This window comes from Flavobacterium sp. HSC-32F16 (genome assembly GCF_024171645.1).
GTDB lineage: Bacteria > Bacteroidota > Bacteroidia > Flavobacteriales > Flavobacteriaceae > Flavobacterium.
This window is the reverse complement of the sequence record NZ_JALKAC010000002.1, coordinates 496,660-514,350: the sequence shown is the minus strand read 5'-3', so window position 1 is coordinate 514,350 and position 17,691 is coordinate 496,660. Positions and strand designations below refer to the sequence as shown.

The window sequence follows — 17,691 nt, the reverse complement described above, 5'->3', positions numbered from 1 at the left end:
AAATCTTTAAGATTCGTTGATGCTCTTGCTAAATTCTTCCATAAACAGTTTTACGGCTTTCTTTTGGTAACTTCCAATCGTGAGCATAAAAGATTCTCGTTTGGTTACCACGCCCGTAATCTGAATGGCTTTAAGACTGTGTTCCCAGCCTTTTAATGCTTTTTCGGCTACAATGGTTGCCCAGTCGCTGTTTTCTACCATTTGCAATAAAGCATTAATCGAATTTAATTCTATAGAAATCTTCGGTTTCATATGATGTTTTACAAACAATATTTCTACATATTCTCTGGAATTCGATCCTTTTCCCGGAAGAATCAGCGGTACTTCTTCTATTTTTTTAAACGGAATTTTTTCTAAAACCGCTAAAGGATGTGTTTTAGCAACCGCCATTACCATATTTGATGTAAACAAGGGCACTTTTTGAATTGGAGGACCAATCTCATGCGAGGAAATCACTAATACTAAGTCCAGTTCATTATTAATCAGCTTTTGTTCTAAGACTTCTGTTGTACCATAATCTACTATAATTTTTAAATTCTGATATCTTTTAGCAAATGCATTAACAACAGGCAGAACTAATAAACCGAAAATATAAGTAACACCTATTCGAAGTTCTCCGCCAATCATTTCGTTTAAATCTTCAATTGCCTGTTTTCCATTTTCTACATTTTCAACCACTTTTTTAGCATGAATCAAAAAGACAGAACCTGCTTCTGTAAGCTGTACCTTTTTTCCAATTCGCTTAAATAAAGGCATTCCGAGTTCTTCTTCCAGTTTTTTTATTTGCTGAGAAAGTCCGGATTGGGTTACAAAACACAATTCGGCTGCTTTTGTAAAATGCAATACCTCAGCAGTTTTAATAAAATATTCGAGTTGATAGATTTCCATATTGATAAGTTTTACTACTCATTATCAGTAAAATTATTAATTTTTCTAATGAAATCATAATCCCGAACTTTGTAAAAAAATATTTCAGGTTATGTTTAAAGCGTTAAAATCAAAAAACTTCAAGTTATTCTTTTACGGACAATCCGTTTCGGTTATTGGCACCTGGATGCAGAAAACGGCCGTAAGCTGGATGGTTTACAGCATAACCGGATCTGTATTTTTATTAGGGCTGGCTACTTTTTTAAGCATGATTCCGTCCTTATTTTTAGCGCCTCTTGCAGGAAGTATTATCGGCCATTACGACAAACACAAAACATTACTGTTCTTGCAGTCTCTAGCTATGCTGCAAGCAGGAACTTTAGCTTTGCTGATTTATCTCAAAATATATAATATCAACTTTATTTTAGCATTAAGTTTAATTCAGGGAATTATCAATGCTTTTGATATGACCTGTCGTCAAACTATGATGATTGATATTGTAGACAACAAAGAAGATCTCCCGAATGCAGTTGCACTCAATTCAACCATGAACAACTTTGCCCGTATTGCCGGTCCTGCTCTTGCGGGAATTATTCTGCACGAATATGGAGAAGACATCTGTTTTATTGGAAATTTTGTAAGCTATGTTCCCGTTTTGATTTCACTACTGTTAATGAAAATCACACCGCACATTAAAGCCGAAAACAAACTAAATATGCTGGATGATCTTATTGAAGGTCTTGATTATATGAAGAAAGAAACCGAAATGGCAAGAATGCTTTTAATGCTTACCTGCAGCAGTTTGTTTGTGATTTCATTTAATACATTGATGCCTGTTTTTGCCAAAGACATCTTTAACGGAAATGCCGAAACATTCAGCTGGTTTGAAAGTGCTGCCGGAATTGGTTCTGTTTTATCTGCTATTTATTTAGCCAATCTAAAATCAGCTGAAAATATGAGCAAATTATTAATCGCCGCAAGTTTACTTTTGGGTGTAAGTGTAATTATTTTAGCGGTTTCAAACAGTATTACTGTCGCTTTGATCTGTATGACCTTAAGCGGCATTGGGATGATGGGACAAACCTCATCCATCAATATTTATATTCAAACGCACAGTATTGTCAGCATGCGTTCCAGAAGCATCAGTTATTTTATGATGGCTTATCAGGGAATGATTCCTGTTGGAAGTTTAATTATTGGGTGCGTTTCTCACTCTCTTGGAGTTCGAACTACGATTGCTATTCAGGGAATTATTTGTATTCTTTCTGTGATTGTTTATGTGTATTACAAAAAACATAAAATATCTGAGGAATTGGAAAGTTGTCCTGTTGAGTATAGAAATTCCAACAATTAAATTCCAATTTTCCACCATCTTGTCATTTCGACGTAAGGAGAAATCACACTAGAAATTCCGCAAACAAAATCGACAATCTTTGTTGATCATCGAGTGTGATTTCTCTCTTCGGTCGAAATGACAAACTGAACCGTTTAATTCACTAAAAACAAACCCGACAGGTTTTAAAAACCTGTCGGGTTTAGTATATACACTTTGTCAAAGTTTAAAACTTTGACAAAGTTATTACCGCAAGTAAATTAAAATTTGGGATTTTAATTATTGAAATTTAAATCTAAGATATTTCCCCGCGCAAAGCAGTTTCAAAAATATCTTTAAACTCGTTTTGCGGAATATTATGACCAAGCAAATACATTAATTTTGTAATCGCTGCCTCTGTTGTAATATCTTTTCCAGAAATAACACCAAGAGATTTTAAGGCAGTACTGGTTTCATATTGTCCCATATTGACACTTCCGCCGGAACATTGCGTTACGTTTACAATGTGCATTCCGGAGTTAATGGCTTTTTCGATTAAGTTTAAAAACCAATCTTCGGTTGGGGCATTTCCTGAACCGTAAGTTTCTAAAACGATGCCGCGTAAACCTGCTGTTGAAAGGATTGAAGCTAAAACTACTTCGCTCATTCCCGGAAACATTTTTATAATGGCTACGTGATTGTCTAAATTTTTGTGAACAATTAAGTCAGCACCTTCTTTTACCGGAAGAAACAAATGTGAGTTTAATTTTAAATGCACGCCAGATTCTACCAATTCAGGGTAATTTGGTGCTGTAAAAGCTCTGAAATGTTCGGCATTTACTTTTGAGGTTCTATTTCCTCGGTATAATTTATATTCAAAATACAAACAAACTTCATTAATAACCGGTTTTCCGTTTTCAAGAAGTGATGCAATTTGAATCGCTGTAATTAAATTTTCTTTTGCATCTGTACGCAAATCTCCAATTGGCAATTGTGATCCTGTAAATACAACTGGTTTCGCTAAATTCTCCAGCATAAAACTCAATGCTGAAGCGGAATACGACATGGTATCTGAACCGTGAAGCACTACAAATCCGTCATAGGAAGCGTAATTTTCTTCAATTATTTCTGCAATTTTTGTCCACTCTTCAGGATTCACGTTCGATGAATCTATAGGGTTTTCAAAAGAAACCGTTTCAATCTCACAATCTAATTGTTTGATTTCGGGAATTTTTTGAAGTAATTTCCCAAAGTTAAACGCTTTAAGCGCTCCGGTTTCAAAGTCTTTGCTCATACCGATGGTTCCTCCGGTATAAATCAAAAGTATTTTAGCTTTAGATGACATCGTGGTATTTTAATTTATTGACAACAGGATTAGCATACATCGCTAAAAATCCTTGTCTTGTAACAGGATTATCGCTGCCAATACGCATTTCTAAACGACGCTCAAAAAGTGATTTTTCGCTCTCTTTATATTTGTGAGCAAACTTATCAGTTTCGTTTAAAATATCGTAAGCAATAAAATTAGTAGGCCATAATTGATAATTTTTCAAAATAACATCATCAATAGTTTGTGCCAAAGCCTGAACTTGTTTGTTTACATTATCGTTTTCCTCTACAATTTGATCAATTTCTGTATCTAAAACATCACCAACAGAAATATGTATTCTTTTTTTAGTTCCCATGATACCGCTTAAAATGGTCATGAAATCTTCATTTTTATCTTTTACGTAAACTTCGTTGTTTGCTTCTGCCATTAATTGCGGCATTTTTAAAACATCAGTTGGATCATATTCATAAGAAATAGAAACCGGAACAATTTTTAATTTCTTAAAATAATTCATTAAGTTTTCTTCGTCAGAACCCATTCCAATCATTTTTAAAACGCCCGGATTGGTTTCGTCATTTCCGTCTTTTGTTCTTCCTTCTCTTTGTGCAATCCAAACCGAACGATTTTCGCGAAGCAATAACTGCCCCATATATTCGGCCAGCAATTTAGAACTTTGGAGCATTTCTCGAGGCGTTAATCCTCTTAAAACCAAAAAGTTTCTATTTAGTTTTGCTAATGTTGCCAGGAAAGCTTTCTTAACCAGATTATCTCCAATTGCAGATGCTGTCATGACTAAACCATGTTCGAACAAGCAAACGTTTAATAAGGTTGTATCTAGAAGAATATCTCTATGATTGGAGATAAACAAATAAGAAGTGTTTTTTTCCAGTTTATCAAAACCTGAAGTAGTAAGCCCTTCAGAGCTTTTCTCTAAAACTTTTTGTATGGTGTTGTAAATAAAATTGCATTGAAAATCGCGAATAGAATGTGTTTTCTTAAGCTGTTCCTTCCAAACCTCATCTTCTACTTCCGGAAAAGTAAAGTTCATCATGGTTTTCATCATTGGGTGATTTACAACATCATGAAGGGCTTCATTTATTTCGGAATCATAAAACGGTCGAATGGCATCAAATCTCTGCATTATTTATATTGGTTTTAAGTGGGCAAAAGAACAAAAAAAAAATTAAAGTTTTGTAAGGCATAGGTTAAATCCCAAAAACGTCTTTTGAATTTTGTGTTGTTATTGCTGCTATTTTTTCTTCAGAAACATCATAAACGTCGGCTAGTTTAGAAATTACATTGATTAAATAGCTGCTTTCATTTCGTTTTCCTCGGTACGGAATTGGTGCTAAATAAGGCGAATCTGTTTCTAAAACAATATGTTTTAAATCAATTTGATTTAAAAACTGATCGATTTTTCCGTTCTTAAATGTCACTACACCGCCAATTCCTAATTTCATTTTATAAGAAATTGCCTGCTGTGCTTGTAATAAAGTTCCGGAAAAACAATGAAAAATCCCAAATAAATCTTCAGATTTTTCTTCTTCCAGAATTTCAAAGATTTCATCAAATGCTTCACGACAATGAATTACAATTGGTAATTTGTATTGTTTTGCAAGCTGAATCTGTCTTCTAAAAGCAATCTGCTGTTCTTTTAAATAGGTTTTATCCCAATACAAATCGATTCCGATTTCGCCTACAGCGTAAAATTTTCGCTTTGATAATTCAGTTTCTACATGCGCTAATTCTTCCTCGTAATTCTCTTTTACGTAAGTGGGATGCAGCCCCATCATAAGGAAAATATTATCCGGATAGTTTTTCTCTAAATCATACATTGACTGGGTCGCTGCTGCATCGATCGCTGGAATAAAAAAACGTGTAATTCCGGCATTAATAGCGCGTTGGATCATTTCGTCACGATCCTGGTCAAATTCTTCAGAATATAAGTGTGTATGTGTATCGGTAATAATGGGTGTTGAGTTCAATGGTTTAATTTTAAAGTTGTCAAAATTACGACAATATTAAAAGAATACCAATTAAGTAGAGATTAGCACATCAATTTAACAAATTCACTTTCGTGAAAAGAGGAATGAAAAATGCTTTTGAGATATAATTTGCGATAAAATAGAACACAAATAACGCAGATTCACTTGGTGAAACGCAGAATTAAACGGATTTTTTTGTCGTCGTGAGCGATCCCGAGGTATCGGGAGAAGTCCGCAAAAAAAAGACCCCCAATTCTTTTCTATTTGCTTATGTGGCCTTCTCCCGATACCTCGGAAGCCCTCAGTATTGACATATTTAAATTTATTTCCCCGTTTTTACAAATACCAGAGCGCGCTCAAGAACTTCATCTTTTCCTTCCTGAATTCCTTTTATGGTTGGTTTTACTTCTATATCCGGTACAATACCTATTCGTTGAGTTTCTCTTCTGTCTGGATAGTAAACTCCAATTCCTGTATATCTAGTATGAAATCCTTTAAAATCAAGCTCTGTTACATTTCCATCTGCTCCCGCAGTCTGGCTTCCTATAATTGTGGTATTACCCGCTGTCTGAAAACACATTACTGTCCATTCTGCCTGACTTAAGGATTCTTCGTTAAGCAGCACAATGACTTTTCCTTTATAATTGTCTTTGTTTTCAGAACCACACGTTGATCCTTCTGTCCATTTGAATTTTCCCGGATAACTAAAATCAGGATGGGTATAAATGGCAAATTTTTCTTCATGAGCATTTAAAAAGCGAGCTATATCATCATAAGTTCCATTTGGATAGTTTCTCATATCAAACACAATTGCTTTTGTAGACTTTAAGGCTTCGATCATGTCAGGAACATTTGCACTTTTAATAAGTCCCATGTCTACATATCCAATATTGTCAGCTAAAACTTTAAATTTTTCCTTTTTTTTCTTAGCGCCTTTTTTAAATTCATTCCTGTGAGAATCATGATAATCGTACCATATCATTGCTTTTGTTGTATACGTTCCGTCTTTTAAAAACTCTACATTAACTTTCTCTGAATTACTATATAAAATTTTCCTTACCATTTTTCTTAAAAGGGTCGGTTCGTTTGAAGCCGCCAATAAATCTCTATATTCAGAAATATAAGCTTCGATTGTTTTGTCATTTACTTTTGTAATTACATCGCCTATTTTTATATCATCTGCCTGAGCCAGACTATCTGCAAGAATTTCAGTAACAACCATCTTATTATCAATTATTTTACAGTCAGCAGGAAAAAATCTTTTATTTTCTTCAAATTTACTACTGCCGTATAAAGCTAGTTCAACATGACTATCATTAAGCTTAGATGCCGTTTTTCGTATAACAGTATAAAATTCATCATTATTTTTAGCTTCAAGAACTAAAGGAAGCATTTGTTCAAAAGTTACATCCCATTTCTGGTCCATTACATATTTATAAGGAAAAAAATATTCTACTAAATTCCAATACATAAAAAACCATAAAATTCTTGAATTTCTATTATCAAACTGCATATTAAAATAATTTCCGTTTTTAAGAGGATTATAACCTGGGCCTATTTCTTCATCTGTTTGAAATCTGTTATCCTCAATAAATTTTAATTTCTTCGAAAGCTTCTTAGAAAATATCTTATCATTAAACCAGCTTAAATCAAAATTTTCATCAAAAACCTTCACCTCTTTTGATATAATGATTGGTGCAATTTCTTTTACTGGTCCAAGATCATCAATCCAGTTTTCTATAATCAATGAAAACTCTTCTTTCGTTTGCGCTTTTTCTATTTTAGGTAATTTTTCTAAAAGCTGACTATCCCAATTTACTTCTCCTCCTGCCACTTTTGGGTGGTAGTATTTTAAGAAACCCCAGACTTTACAAGTTGCCGTAAGTTTTTCGTTTTCAGTGATTTTGGCACTAAAAATGGTTTGATAAAATAGGATAAAAAGAAATAAGATACTTTTTTTCATTTTTAAGATCATAGGTTAAATTACAATAGTTGTTTTTGGATTATTTCCCAGTTTCTGCAAACAGCAAAGCCCGATCTAAAACCTCATCTTTTCCTTCCTGAATTCCTTTTATGGTTGGTTTAATTTCGATATCCGGAACAATACCTATTCTTTGAGTTTCTCTTCTGTCTGGATAAAAAATACCAATTCCTGTAAATAAAGTGCGGAATCCTTTAAAGTCAAATACAGATACATTCCCATCGGCACCCGAAGTTTGACTTCCAATAACAGTGGCATTGCCCGAAGCCTGAAAACACATCGCGGTCCATTCTGCGTTACTCTGCGTTTTCTCATTAACCAAAACAATTACTTTCCCTTTATAATTATCCTTGTTATCAACGCCGCTTTTACTTACAACATCCCATTTAAATCTTCCCGGATAACTAAAATCCGGACGCGTATAAATAACAAAATCCTTTTCCTGAGAATTTAAAAATTTTGATATTTCGCGTGCAGTACCTCTCGGATAACTTCTTATATCAAAAATGATTGCTTTGGTATTTTTTAACGCTGCAATCATATCCGGGATATTTTTGACTTTTATTTCTCCTATATCAACATAACCAATATTATGCTCTAATAATGTGAATTTTTGTTTCTCTTTCTGTCCTTCTTTTTTAAATTCATTTCGGTGCGAGTCATGATAATCGAACCATGTCATCGTTTTTGTCCTATACTGGTCATTTTTAAAGAACTCTACTTTTACAGTGTTTACATTGCTTAGTAAAATCTTAGTAACCAGCTTATTTAAATATTTCGCTTCATTTGAGGCCGCAATCAAATCTTTATTTTCTGAGATAATCTCTTTTATTGTTTTGTCATTTATTTTAGTAATTATGTCTCCCACTTTTATATCATCTATCTGAGCAAGACTGTCTCCTAAAATTTCTGTAATTACCAGTTTTTCATCAATTATTTTACCGCCGGCAGGAAAATAGAATTTAGGAAAAGGAACTTCAGTTGGCGGATACAAATAAAATTCTGTATGACTGTCATCAATTTTAGATGTCAATTTTCTCATTGTCAGGTAAAAATCGTCCTGATTTTGAGATTGAATAACAAGAGGTATTATTTTTTCCAGCGTTGTGTCCCATTTTTGGTCCATTTGATATTTATAAGGAAAAAAATATTCTACCAAATTCCAGAACATAAATACCATTCTTAGTTTTGAATTTGCATCTGTAAAATCAGGATGTGCACGATTTTCATTTCTCATCCCCACATTCTCTATTTTTTTGATGCCGTAAACATAAAACTGCTCGCCTTGAAACCTATTTTCCTCAATAAATTTTAATTTCTTCGAAAGTTTTTTAGAAAATAACTTATTATTAAACCAGCTTAAATCGAAGTTTTTATCAAAATACTCTAAACCTTTTGGAGCAGGAATTGGTGCAATTTCTTTTACTGGTCCAAGATCATCAATCCAGTTTTCTATAATCAATGAAAACTCTTCCTTCGTTTGCGCTTTTTCTATTTTTGGTAATTTTTCTAAAAGCTGATTGTCCCAATTTACTTCTCCTCCTGCCACTTTTGGATGGTAGTATTTTAAGAACCCCCAGACTTTACAAGTTGCCACAAGCCTTTCGGTTTCGGTGATTTTGGCACTAAAAATGGTTTGAGAAAATAGTATAAAAAGAAATAAGATACTTTTTTTCATTAATTTAACTGGTTAGGTTTTAGATTGTTTTTTGGGCAAATTCTTATAAAATAAAAATCGAATTTAGAATTAAAATTCCAAATTCGATTGAGGTTTCCCGTATTAAGAGAAAATATTTTATAAGAATAAGGCTAGTCCAGCTGATGCAATAGCTCTTCTACCTGATCATAGCCTTCGTAATCTTCAGAAATACTATTCAGGATTTGTTTACAAGCCTCATAATCTTTTTGTTTTAACTTCGATAAAGCCAAATACCAAACTGCTTTTTCTTTATAAACAGAAGTTCCTGCTTTCAATTCGTTAAAAACAGCTTCGGCTTTTAAATAGTGGCTTTCTTCTAGTAAAGAAACGCCATAAAAAAACTGAATTTCTGCTGTGGTCTGTTTCTGCAAAACAGTTTCAAAAAGCGGAATAGCTTTATTATATCTTTTTGCGTTATACATTTCTTCGGCTTGTTTTAATGTTTCGTCAACCGCTCCTCTTACTGTAAAAGAAGCTTGTTCCGGATTGTTATAATCTGCAAAAACAGGATTTTGGTTGTAATTAAAAAAGAATAGTCCAAATAGAACTGCAATTGAAGCCGCTACAACCAAGTACCAAGGTTTTAAACCAATAACTTTTGTTTTCTTATTGAAATGTTTCTCTGATATCTGAGTTAGATTTTCTTTAAAAATTTCTCTTTCCTGTTCGATTCCAAATTTATTGGCCAATTGAAATTGTACATCTTTAAAAGATTCAAACTCTGATGCAAATTCAGGATCTTCTAATAATTGTTTTTCAAAATCATTTTTAGCCTCAACCGTTAATTCGCCTTGAAGATATTGATCAAATAATATATAGCGTTCTTCCTTCATGACTAATTATTTTTTAAAGATTTAAAGTTTTTTGCTTCCTGAATCCATTGCGTTAACTGACCCACACATAATGATTTCTTTTTACGTACATAACCATATGTTACGTTTAGTTTTTCGGCCACTTCTTCCATCGATTTAATTTCGAAACTCAGCTTTAACAACTCTTTACATTTATCTCCCAGTTTCTCAAACATGGTGTCAAAAAGATGTTGTCTTTCGTCAAATTGCTCGGTTTGCCCAATTAACTCGTGCGCAGATTCATTGATAGATAAAACATCTTCAATAATTGTTACCCCTTTATTTGATGTTTTTTTCAGTTCGTTGAGCCATTTTCTTTTACACAATAAAAAGAAGTAAGCATCAAACGGACAAGTTAGTTTTAGCGAATTGGCTTTGGCCTGATTAAAAAGCAAAATCAATATTTCCTGAACCACATCCTGCGCCTGATCTCGATCGCCGGAATTGTTCATAATAAACATCACAACTTTAGGAACAAACTTTTTATAGATAGACTGAATTACTGCCGAATTATTTTCGGCAAGGCCATCAATATATTTTTGGTCAGGATGTACTTTGTTTTTATCCATAAAAAAACTTTTAATCAGATAAAGTTAAAAAAGAATCTTAAATAAATTTCAAATAATAGGGTAACAATTGATTATGGCAATTGATATACGAAAACAAATATCTTTTAAAAGAGTTAAAATTAAGAGAAAATGGAAACGTATCAATTTACAAACAAAAAGACTTTAGATCAGTTTTATAAAATGATTTCTGCCAAAACCCGAAATGGTTTTGTAATTGTAGAACATAACGAGAAACTGCCGTATGTTGTTTTATCCAAAGAAAAAAAAGCCATTAAACATACCTTTCATTTATTTCTTACCTGCCTCACTTTCGGGCTTTGGTCTGTTGTCTGGATCTATTTAATTGTTACGCTTTCGCGGAAGCAGAGCATTCTCGTAGCTGTCGACGAAGATGGAAATCTGTTTGAAGACAAGTGTCTTTCTTTATAAATAAAAAAATCAAAAACAGGGGTAACAAAATTTTAACCTCGAACATCTATCAATATAATAATCATTAAAACCAGAAATTATGAACACAAATTTTAAAACAATCGGACTTTTATTCCTTTTACTAACCTCATTTATAAGCTGCGATAACAGCGATGTAGAAGACAACGGCAATATTGTTTTACCGCCAACTTCGACAGCGTTTAAAAGCATCAGCGAAAAAGGCGTAAAAAGAAATACTCAAAACTTTACCTTAACGGCAGGAAATGGTGTCGTAACGTTAACCTCTGCAAAAGGAGTAAAATTATACATAAACGGAGACTGTTTAACTAAAAACGGAAATCCTGTAACGGGTCAAGTTGATATAGAATACATCGAACTTTTTGACAAAGGAAATATGCTGGTTACCAATAAACCAACAATGGGAATTACTGCCGATGGAAAGAAAAACCTTTTAATTTCAGGCGGAGAATTTTTCATCAAAGCAACTCAAGGCGGTGTTGAACTTCAAACTTCCTGCACAATGAACATGATTGTTCCAACTGCTTTAACAGATGGTTTTGACAACTTAATGACTTTATGGACTGGAGTAATTGATGACAAAGGAGAATTGGCCTGGAGAGAAGCAAAAGCAAATGCTGACGGAACCGGCGGAAAAGGCGGTGTTCAAGGTGAAGGTGCCAATTATTATGTAACTTTTGGAAACTTTGGCTGGACAAATGTAGACCGTTTTTACAGCGATCCGAGATCAAAAACAACTCTATTAGCAAAAGCCCCAGACGGATATAATAATGACAACAGCGCTGTTTACCTTTCTTATGATGGTGAAGGTACAAATGCATTGGCAAAACTAGATACTTACACGCCTGCAGGATTATTTAGCGAACACTATGGCCAGATTCCAATTGGATTAAAATGTCACGTAATTTTTGTGACAGAATCCAATGGTCAGTGGAGATATGCAATTAAAGCCGTAACAGTTGCAGCCAACGACATTTATACCTTTACCCTTGCCGAAACAACAGTGGGTACCGAAGCTCAGCTTGTTGCTGCAATTAATGCCATTCAGTAACTAACTAATGCTTTTTTAAGAGAAAGTGATGATTTGCTCATCACTTTTTTTTACATTTAATCCTGTTTTAAATTGATTATTACCATTTTAGAACCCAAAACTATCTAGTTATGAAACCACAACTGTCTATTTTCTTTATTCTATTTTCGATTTTTTCAATAGGACAAACCAAAGTAAAAGACACCATAACCCGAAGAGCCGTTATTGGTTTTATCCAAAACGGAAATGCAGTAAACTTTAAACCCGAAACACCGCCATTGATTCCGATTGCGGGCGCGCCAAAACCAAGTTATTCTTATTTATGGGAACTTGGCGACGGACATTACAGCAAAGAAGCAGAGCCAAAACATGTGTATAAGAAGAAAGGAACTTATACAACAAGACTTGCGGTAACGAACAATTACGACAATGGAAAACCTCCGGCAACACGCCCAAAAAAAGTGGCTGTAAATGATATAACCGATACCAATTATAAAGACATTGCTTCTATCGCAGATCAAAATGGTTTTGCAATTTTGAAAAATTGCGATCCCATTCCGGAGCAGGAAATGGTAGTCGTAGTAAGTTATCAAAATCTGGAGAATTATGTTTCCAGCGGAAAGCTTTATTTATTTTATAATGAAAAGCAATTCAAACATAATAACTTCGAATTAAGTGATTATAGAACGTATGCAAACGAACGTGAAGTAAAAGAAAATTTAGTTGTTTCTGTCGATGATCTTGACGATTCGCATAATTTTTTGGCTTCCGCCGAAAACAGTTTCAAATTTAAAAAATACCGAAATACAACTACCGAAGAAAATCTTGATGCTTCGCTTTTAGATGCCAATAAAACCTATCATAATGTTTCGGTTTTAGAATTTGATGATGCTAATCCGGGAGAAACACGCAATGTTTTTTATACGTTTAAAACAACTCCCGAAATGATAAAAGATACGAGTGCAACGGTTACGATGCGCGGTATTTTTGTTCCGAATCGAAGTTATAAAAACCATAAGATTAAAAATCTTGAAATGGAAATCGTAACGTCGCACGACCCCAATAAAATGGGTTCTAACGGACGTTTTATGAATTACAGATTGGTTCGTTTTAAAAGGGTAAATTTTAAAACCCGTTTCCAAAATAATGGTGAAGGTCCGGCGAGAAAAATTCGTTTAGAAACGGATATTCCGGATATGTTTGACAAGAAGACTTTCCAAATTGAAAGTATGTATCCCGAATGTCCGATTTGCCCAAAAGGCGAAGAACCAACCGTAAGCTGTCTCGACACAATCATCAAACAAAAACAAATTATTTTTACGTTTAAAAATATTTATCTGCCGGGAACAGAACAGAAAAATGTAAAAGAAAAAGACAGCACAAAAGGTTTTGTAAAATACTCAATGAAGTTTGGCGAAGACTTTCATAAAGTAAAAACCAAAAGCCGAACTTCAATTATTTTCGATAAAAATGAACCTATAATTACCAATTATGCCACTACTCGGTTTTTGCCGGGAATTTCGATTGGCGTAAAAGCGGGTTATAATTTTTATCCTGATTTAGATAAATCGACGAGTTATTTTGTGGGTGCGACGCTTTCGCCTTTTAAATCGTATCGTTTTTATTGGCAGGTTGAATGGGTAAATGCTTTAAACCAATATAATAGTGCGGTTACTGTTGTAGACCAAATAAATACGAATGCAAATGGAGTGAGGCAGTTGATACGCACAACAACTGCAACCGAAAATAAAAATATTAATTGGGAAGTTCCTGTTTTGATTCGCTATAACATTAATAATTATATCGGAATTGGCGCCGGAATTCAGGCGAATATAAATGTTTCACAAGAACAAAATCAAAATATAAAAATTGACACGTACGAAGGTGATAAAGAAAACTTTTTAATCGATACCAGCACAACATCCAACCAAGTAAAAACTTCTTTTACTGATATTAAAACGGGTCTTTTGTTTGATTTAACGGCTGGTTTCGCCAGAATTGGACCGAGCTTGGGCGCGCGTTATGTAATTAATTTTGAACAGAATTTTAATTATTTTCAGGTTTATGGAATATGGAAGTTTTAAGGTTTTTTTTCACCATATAAGTGATATAAGTTCATATTAAAAAGCTGGAATTTCTGTTTGTTTCTCTTAAAAAACAAGTTCAAATAAGCTTATATAACTTATATGATTTAACTTTAAAGCTATCCGCAACAAATTAACATGAACTTATATCACTTATATGGTTTAACTTTAAAACTATCCGTAATAAATTAATATGAACTTATATAACTTATATGGTTTAACTTTAAAACTATCTGCAATAAATTAATATGAACTTATATGGTTTAACTTTAAAACTATCCGCAATAAATTAATATGAACTTATATAACTTATATGGTTTAACTTTAAAACTATCCGTAATAAATTAATATGAACTTATATAACTTATATGGTTTAATCTTTCTTTTCCTAACTCTGAATGTTTCAGGACAGAATCAGGAAGATAAAATATATAATGCTGTTGATCGTTTTGTTGCTCATCCTTCCGCGAAAGCGTTGCAAAATTTAAACGTTACAGAAGCTGATTTTTGGAAAAATCCTAAACCTAAAACCAAAGATGAATTGTTGGCAATTGTGGTTTTAAACTGTAATAAAGCGTATTATGAAAATCAGTTTGGACAGACACAAAATGCAATTTCGAGTTATGAAAAAGCGTGGAAGATTTATCAAAAACACAAACTCAGCAATTACGATATTATTGAATTCTGCTTAAAACCTTTAGGGAATTTATATACGGTTTTGGGCGATTATGACAGCGCCGAAAATACCATTAAACAATATTTTTTTATTGTAAATACGTCTAAAAATTATTCTGACGCACAAAAACAAAAGTTTGCTGCAATTTTGAATTTATCGAATGTTTATCAGAGTTCAGGAAAAATTTCTTTGGCAATTGAGCTTTTAGAAAATACTCTAAAAACAGAGCAATTATCGAATTTGCAAAAGGGAATTTTATGGAATAATTTGGGGAATAATTATTTATTAGATTCTCAAAAGAGGGTATGGATTGTGAAATCACCCCCAGATATCGAAAGTGCGTTTAAATCTTCTATTAAATATTTACAAAACGAAAAAAATCAATCAGAAACTTTATCTAATGCTTATCGAAATTTAGCTTCGATGAACAGACAATGGCAACAATATGAAACTGCTAATTCTTATTTGAAAAAAGCCGAGAAATTGTTTTTAGAAACACCGGATATTCAGCCAAGAAAAATGGCAAAATTTTATTATGAAAAAGCTTTATTGCTTTTTGCTGAACACAAATATGACGAATGTTCTAAACAAATTAATTCGATTTTTGAAATTTTAATTCCGAATTACAAATCAAAAAGTAATTTGCCAAATGAAACTGAATTATACGCCGAAACGGTTTTAATTGATGCACTAGATTTACAAGCAGAAATTTTTATTCGACAAAATCAGCCAAAAAAAGCGCTTGATGCTTTTCATCTTTCCTTTCACATTGAAGATATATTGATGAATGTTGTATTTTACGAAAACTCGAAAATCATTTCACAATTGCGTTCTCGTAATCGTACCGAAAAATGCATTTCAATTTATGATCTATTGTATCAAAAAGAGAACGATATTAAGTATCTGGAAAAAGCTTTTCAACTTGCAGAAAGATCCAAATCGGGTATTTTGCAACGTTATCGTTCAAATATTAAAAATGCTTCGAATAAAGAAAAACAGCTTTTACAAGAACTTCAAAACTTAAATAATGCTATTTTAAAGGAACAGCAAAAAGGAGATTCTGCAAACATTTTACAAATAAATCGTCTTATAAAAAAGCAAAACGAATTGATGATTTCTTTGAAGAAGATTCAAGGCAAAAATCCAGATTATATCCCTGAAAATTGTAATATAAAATCTCTTTTATCACAATTAGAAAATGATAAAGCGGTAATGGTTTACTATTTTATGGGTTCTGAAATTCTATATTATTTCACCTTGCGGAATAAACAAATCAATCTAAACCACATTTATATAACTGATACTGCGATTCCGCAAATTGGAGCGTTTATTGATTATTTTAATAACTCCAATACTATTCTTAACAACATTTCCGGTTATAATAAAAATGGTTATGGGGTTTATAAAATGCTGAAATTACCTCTAAACAAGGTGTATAAAAATCTAATAATTGTTCCCGACGGAATTTTAAATTTCCTTCCTTTTGAAGCATTAATTACACAAGAATCAACTACAACTAATTTTGCCAAAATGCATTATTTGTTAAACGATTTCAAAATTGCTTATAATACCTCAGCCAATATTTATCTGAATTCAAAACCTGTTTCAAAATCAGAGAAAACGGTTTTGGGCGTTTTTCCGGTTTTCGAAAAAACGGCTTTTGAATTGAGTTATTCGAAGAAAGAACTAGAATCAATTCGAAATAATTTTAAAGGGAAATATTTAGAAAATTCTAATGCGAGTTTTTCTAATTTTAAAAATAATGCTTCCCGTTATTCTGTTTTGCATTTGAGTACGCACGCTTCATCTGGCGATATTGAAACTCCGGCAAGTATTAAATTTTACGATCAGGAAATCCTGTATTCAGAATTGTACAATTTGCATATAAATCCTGATTTAGTGGTTTTAAGTGCCTGCGAAACGGGAATTGGAAAGTTGTATAAAGCAGAAGGCGCGATGAGTATTGCAAGAGGTTTTCAATTTGCGGGTGCGCAGAATTTACTGTTTTCTTTATGGAAAGTAAATGATTTTACGACTTCGGCTTTTATGTCTGATTTTTATAAAAATGTCAAAAATGATGTTTCTTATTTTGAGGCAAATTCAAATGCCAAATTGGAATATTTAAACGATAAATCAATTCCGAATGCAAAGAAATCACCTTACTATTGGAGTTCTTTTGTTTATTACGGTTCAATTTCGGCAGAAGAAAAATCTACAAATTATATCTATTATGCGATTAGTTTATTGATTGTAATTGGCTTATTTTTGGTTTTCAATCATTATCGAAAATGGAAAATCTTCACGAGGTTCTCAAAAAAGAGAATTACAAAAAAATAAAATTCAAGGTTACCAAAACACAGCATCTTCAGATAAAAGCTAAAATTAACGGCATTTCGGGAAATTTCATTTTAGATACGGGCGCTTCCAATACCTGTATTGGTTTTGAAAGTATTGAACGTTTTGAATTATCTGCAAAAAAATCCAAAACAAAAGCTTCTGGCGCAGGCGGAACCGGAATGGCAACTCAAATTTCATCTCAAAACAAATTGCAGTTAGGAAGCTGGAAAAACAAAGATTTCAGCATCGTAATTTTTGATCTTTCACACGTAAATGAAGCTTTAGAATCGTACAAAGCTAAACCTGTTCACGGCATTATTGGCGCCGATGTTTTGCTTGAAGGAAAGGCAATTATTGATTATTTTAATCATTATTTGTATTTGAAGTGATTATAAATTGTTTTAGGTTCAATTTTAAATTTTAAAATAAATTTTTAACTTTTTAACAATATTTACTTTATAATTATTTAAGAATTGGGTTTTTTATCTACATTTGTTAAGTCCATTTTAACAAATTTTTTACT

Annotated in this window: 14 protein-coding genes; 6 read left to right on the top strand and 8 right to left on the bottom strand. The window is 32.8% G+C overall.

Features of this window, described 5'->3' with window-relative positions:
- Positions 1–6 precede the first annotated feature (6 nt).
- Positions 7–888: a LysR substrate-binding domain-containing protein gene (locus tag L1276_RS08805; RefSeq protein WP_253786908.1), complete on the bottom strand. Its 882-nt coding sequence runs from the start codon at positions 886–888 to the stop codon at positions 7–9.
- 91 nt (positions 889–979) lie between these two features.
- Here L1276_RS08805 and L1276_RS08800 point away from each other — a divergent pair, with 91 nt between their 5' ends.
- The gene (locus L1276_RS08800) at positions 980–2,221 is read left to right on the top strand and encodes an MFS transporter (RefSeq protein WP_253786906.1); all 1,242 of its coding nucleotides are present in this window, start codon (positions 980–982) and stop codon (positions 2,219–2,221) included.
- 274 nt (positions 2,222–2,495) lie between these two features.
- Here L1276_RS08800 and L1276_RS08795 read toward each other — a convergent pair whose 3' ends face one another.
- The 7 genes from L1276_RS08795 to L1276_RS08765 form a co-directional block, all read right to left on the bottom strand.
- A complete protein-coding gene (locus L1276_RS08795) occupies positions 2,496–3,524 on the bottom strand; it encodes an asparaginase (protein WP_253786904.1) in 1,029 nt (342 codons plus the stop codon).
- The gene (locus tag L1276_RS08790; protein WP_253786902.1) at positions 3,514–4,650 is read right to left on the bottom strand and encodes a 1-acyl-sn-glycerol-3-phosphate acyltransferase; all 1,137 of its coding nucleotides are present in this window, start codon (positions 4,648–4,650) and stop codon (positions 3,514–3,516) included. Before L1276_RS08790 ends, L1276_RS08795 begins: the two co-directional genes overlap by 11 nt.
- 64 nt (positions 4,651–4,714) lie before the next feature.
- The gene (locus L1276_RS08785; RefSeq protein ID WP_253786900.1) at positions 4,715–5,494 is read right to left on the bottom strand and encodes a TatD family hydrolase; all 780 of its coding nucleotides are present in this window, start codon (positions 5,492–5,494) and stop codon (positions 4,715–4,717) included.
- A gap of 322 nt (positions 5,495–5,816) precedes the next feature.
- Positions 5,817–7,457 carry a S41 family peptidase gene (locus L1276_RS08780; protein WP_253786899.1) on the bottom strand — a complete coding sequence of 547 codons (1,641 nt, stop codon included), beginning with the start codon at positions 7,455–7,457 and terminating at the stop codon, positions 5,817–5,819.
- Positions 7,458–7,497: 40 nt separating this feature from the next.
- Entirely contained in the window at positions 7,498–9,153 is a 1,656-nt protein-coding gene (locus L1276_RS08775; protein ID WP_253786897.1) for a S41 family peptidase, read from the bottom strand.
- A gap of 131 nt (positions 9,154–9,284) precedes the next feature.
- Entirely contained in the window at positions 9,285–10,007 is a 723-nt protein-coding gene (locus L1276_RS08770; RefSeq protein ID WP_253786895.1) for a tol-pal system YbgF family protein, read from the bottom strand.
- A gap of 2 nt (positions 10,008–10,009) precedes the next feature.
- Positions 10,010–10,594, bottom strand: coding sequence for an RNA polymerase sigma factor (locus tag L1276_RS08765; protein ID WP_253786893.1), 585 nt, complete (start codon positions 10,592–10,594; stop codon positions 10,010–10,012).
- A 129-nt stretch (positions 10,595–10,723) separates the two neighbouring features.
- Here L1276_RS08765 and L1276_RS08760 point away from each other — a divergent pair, with 129 nt between their 5' ends.
- The 5 genes from L1276_RS08760 to L1276_RS08740 all read left to right on the top strand — a co-directional run bounded on the left by L1276_RS08760 (position 10,724) and on the right by L1276_RS08740 (position 17,557).
- The gene (locus L1276_RS08760) at positions 10,724–11,023 is read left to right on the top strand and encodes a hypothetical protein (RefSeq protein WP_253786891.1); all 300 of its coding nucleotides are present in this window, start codon (positions 10,724–10,726) and stop codon (positions 11,021–11,023) included.
- A 79-nt stretch (positions 11,024–11,102) separates the two neighbouring features.
- The gene (locus L1276_RS08755) at positions 11,103–12,092 is read left to right on the top strand and encodes a hypothetical protein (protein WP_253786889.1); all 990 of its coding nucleotides are present in this window, start codon (positions 11,103–11,105) and stop codon (positions 12,090–12,092) included.
- 110 nt (positions 12,093–12,202) lie between these two features.
- Positions 12,203–14,155, top strand: coding sequence for a PKD domain-containing protein (locus L1276_RS08750; protein ID WP_253786887.1), 1,953 nt, complete (start codon positions 12,203–12,205; stop codon positions 14,153–14,155).
- 349 nt (positions 14,156–14,504) lie between these two features.
- On the top strand, positions 14,505–17,168 hold the full coding sequence (locus L1276_RS08745) for a CHAT domain-containing protein (protein ID WP_253786885.1): 2,664 nt from the start codon (positions 14,505–14,507) through the stop codon (positions 17,166–17,168).
- Entirely contained in the window at positions 17,120–17,557 is a 438-nt protein-coding gene (locus L1276_RS08740) for a retropepsin-like aspartic protease (RefSeq protein WP_253786883.1), read from the top strand. Before L1276_RS08745 ends, L1276_RS08740 begins: the two co-directional genes overlap by 49 nt.
- Positions 17,558–17,691: the final 134 nt, after the last annotated feature.